This window comes from Citrobacter sp., from assembly GCF_050252275.1.
GTDB classification, from domain to species: domain Bacteria; phylum Pseudomonadota; class Gammaproteobacteria; order Enterobacterales; family Enterobacteriaceae; genus Citrobacter_A; species Citrobacter_A amalonaticus.
Map to the genome: position 1 here is coordinate 1 of NZ_JBFWLF010000383.1, position 3,360 is coordinate 3,360.

The 3,360-nt window shown below is 49.9% G+C and carries 4 protein-coding genes; 2 read left to right on the forward strand and 2 right to left on the reverse strand.

The features are described from left to right. Positions 1–111: hypothetical protein (locus tag AB7E14_RS21975; protein ID WP_428169960.1), on the forward strand; the 111-nt coding region annotated here is incomplete at its 5' end. A gap of 56 nt (positions 112–167) precedes the next feature. Here AB7E14_RS21975 and dpiA read toward each other — a convergent pair. Both dpiA and dpiB read right to left on the reverse strand, forming a co-directional pair. Then, positions 168–845, reverse strand: a complete 678-nt coding sequence (dpiA, locus tag AB7E14_RS21980; RefSeq protein ID WP_043001435.1) for a two-component response regulator DpiA — start codon at positions 843–845, stop codon at positions 168–170. Then, on the reverse strand, positions 814–2,475 hold the full coding sequence (gene dpiB / locus AB7E14_RS21985; protein WP_428169959.1) for a sensor histidine kinase DpiB: 1,662 nt from the start codon (positions 2,473–2,475) through the stop codon (positions 814–816). Before dpiB ends, dpiA begins: the two co-directional genes overlap by 32 nt. A 389-nt stretch (positions 2,476–2,864) precedes the next feature. Here dpiB and AB7E14_RS21990 point away from each other — a divergent pair. Continuing rightward, positions 2,865–3,360, forward strand: a 496-nt coding sequence (locus AB7E14_RS21990; protein ID WP_428169961.1) for a GNAT family N-acetyltransferase, incomplete at its 3' end; no start/stop codon positions are given.

Below are 3,360 nucleotides of genomic sequence, written 5' to 3' on the forward strand. Positions count from 1 at the left end.
TTTGAAGTGGTAAAACGCACCTCCGTACCGGTCATGGTCGGGCTGTTGATCGTTATCATTGCAACCGAAGTAATGGTGCCAGGTACCTCTTCCGCAGTAACGGGAGGCTGATTCAGAACCCTTGCCGGATGAGGGCGCGCTATGTCTCATCCGGCCATACGCCGCGATTAACCGTGGTAAATTCGCTGCGGTCTCCCCACCTTGCCGTGCACAATTTCCGCAATAACCAAATGCCGACTGGCACAATATTCGAGGTACCGTCTGGCGGTCGTACGGCTGATGGTCAGCGCCTGCGCGACGGTTTCGGCGGTGTGCTGTACCTGAGGATCAGCAAACAGCTTTTTAACCGCATTCAACGTTAACGCATCAATGCCGGTGGGCAGCTCATCTTTCGGCTCGCCTCGCGCATAGGCATTAAACATCTCATCAATTTGTCGCTGACTGGCGCTGTCGTTTTCTGCCAGCATCCGTCTGCGCTGTTGGTAACGGGTGAGCGTCTGTCCCAGACGCTCATAGGCTATAGGTTTGATCAAATAATCAAACGCCCCGCTGCGTACCGCGTCGGCCACCGTTTCCATATCGCTGGCCGCGGTGGTAAAAACCACCCCACCGGGATAATGCGACGCCGTCAGCTCATGCAGCAGCGTGATCCCCTTCCCGTCCGGAAGGTAGTTATCCAGTAAAATGAGACCCGGTTTAAACCGTTCAATCATCATTCTCGCCTGCGCCAGATTACCGGCTAACCAGATCTGATTAAAACCGGGAATATGGCGGATGTACTCTGCGTGCATCTCGGCAAGCAGCATTTCATCTTCAACGATTAATAGGGTTAATGGTTCCGTCATTGTTCTTTTTCACTTTCGGAATAATAAGAGAGAATAAGGTGCCGCAGGGATCGTTATCTTCCAGAGTAATCGTTCCGCCACAGCGCCCCACATAACTTGCAATCAGGTACAGTCCGATGCCGTGCTCACCCGGCTCATCGGAACGGGTGCTTACACCCTGTTCGAATATTTTTTCACGCAGTGCCTCAGGGACGCCGCATCCCTGGTCGGCCACTTCTATCACCACATCGTCGCCTTCATCGCTCAGATACAGTTCCACGACCTTATTCCCCTGCTCGGTACGCAAACTGGCGTCAAACGCGTTGTCGAGAAGATTTCCGACAATCGCCGCAAATTCGGTACTGTCCAGCCCTTCCGGCAACTGCTGAAGCTGACTGCCAGGAACGATCGTCATTTTGAGCCCCAGTTCGCGCGCGCGCTGAACCTTACCAAACAGCAGGCCCGCCACCTGGCGATCGGCAAACGCCTCGCGCAGGCTATCAATCAACTGTTGCTGCGCCTGCGATTCCCCCTGCACCATCTCTCTGACCCGATCGTACTCTTTCATTTGCAGCAGGCCATTGAGCGTTGACATCCAGTTTAGATGCTCATGGCGCAACGTTCGCAGACTCTCCACATATTGCTTAATCTGTGTCAGTTGCGCGTTCAGGGTGGCAATCTCATCTTTGCTGCGAAAGCTGATAATCGCGCCCAGTAACTCATCCCCTGAACGGATCGCCTCACGGTTGGCAATAACGCTCAGACCATTGAAGTTGACCATCGCGTCCACACGCCTTTCGGCAATCTGTTCGGTAAAGAAATCGGATGGGTTAACCACCTCATGAATCGGTTTGCCCAACCATTGTCGACCTGGCGAACGCAGGCCGAGCATCTTTCTCGCACTACGGTTAATGGCCGTAATATAGCCGTCGGGATCCACGGCAATCAGCCCTTCATAAACAGAACTGAACAGCGCCTCCTGCTGACGAACCACCCGGGCAATTTGCTTCGGTTCCATCCCCATCATCTGACGGCGAATATGAGCGGCAAAAAACCAGGAAAGCAACATCAGTACCACCAGCAGCAAAACAAACACGCCGGCCATCGGTAGAATGAAGTCCAGCCGCCAGCTGTCAATTTTGCTGACCAGATAACCGATGGAGACCACGCCAATAACGTTGCCGTCATCATCAAAGATTGGCGTTTTCGCCCGCATTGCCAGGCCGATGGAGCCCGTCCCGGTAATGAAATAGCTTTCTCCCCTCTCCAGCGCGCCGGGCTTGGTAAACTGCATCGGGTAGCCAATTTTCTCCGGGTTAGGATGATAAAGCCGGATAGAGTGACTATCGCCGATCACCACATAGTCAAAATCAGTATCGCTCTGCAGTTTTCCGGCAATGGTTGCCAGCCGTTTGTAATCGCGATCCTTCACCGCCGCAATGATGCTGTCGTTGGCGGCAATAATCTTCGCCTGGTTCATCGCCATATCGCGAACGTGCGTACTCAAGTAATCTTCAAAGCTCGCGGAAAAATACTGTGCCAGCGCGGCAATAATGAACACCGAAAAAACGAGAATAAGCAGAAAAATGCGCAACGGAAATGCCAGTCGGCGAAAAAAAGAAAACGGCTTTTTATTTTTTTGAACCAACATGACGGTTCCTTAATGGGCATAATTCGGTAAAAGCCGCCAGCATATGTAATGAAATTGTTTTATACAGACAGGCAGCAAATAAAGACAATCGTTACAGATTCACCACATTAAATCAATTAAGTCATTTAACACCACGTCACAATCTGTAATAAGAATAATTAAAAAACTTAAAACCATTAAACTCATAAAAACCATCTAAGTGTTTGTGAAATAAATCAAAATTTACCTCGAAAATACTCCTTACGATGTATGCATTCCGGAAAAAAAGAAATAGGTCGTTGCAAAATCGTCTTTTCCCCGGAATGAAAACAAAACGTTATAAAATCGTATTTCCGTACAACATACATACAAAACCGGCAACAACAATATATCTTCAGGACTTATCCACTATGTTTGGTAATAATGTGTTCACGCGCGTCAAACGCTCAGAAAATATAAAGATGGCGGCGATCACGCAATTCCTGAAAGAAAATGATCTGAGCGTCGATACCACCGTTGAGGTTTTTATTACCGTGACTCGTGATGAAAAACTCATCGCCTGCGGCGGTATCGCCGGAAATATCATCAAGTGTGTGGCCATTAGTGAATCGGTACGCGGCGAGGGGTTAGCGCTCACGCTGGCGACAGAACTTATCAATCTCGCCTACGAAAGGCACTGCACGCATCTCTTCATTTATACCAAAACTGAGTATGAATCGTTGTTCCGCCAGTGCGGATTTTCAACGCTGACCCGCGTTCCCGGCATCATGGTGCTAATGGAAAACAGCACCACACGTCTGAAACGCTATGCAGAGTCATTAAGCAAACTGCGTCATGACGGCAAGAAAATCGGCTGCATCGTGATGAATGCCAATCCGTTCACCAATGGTCACCGCTATTTAATCC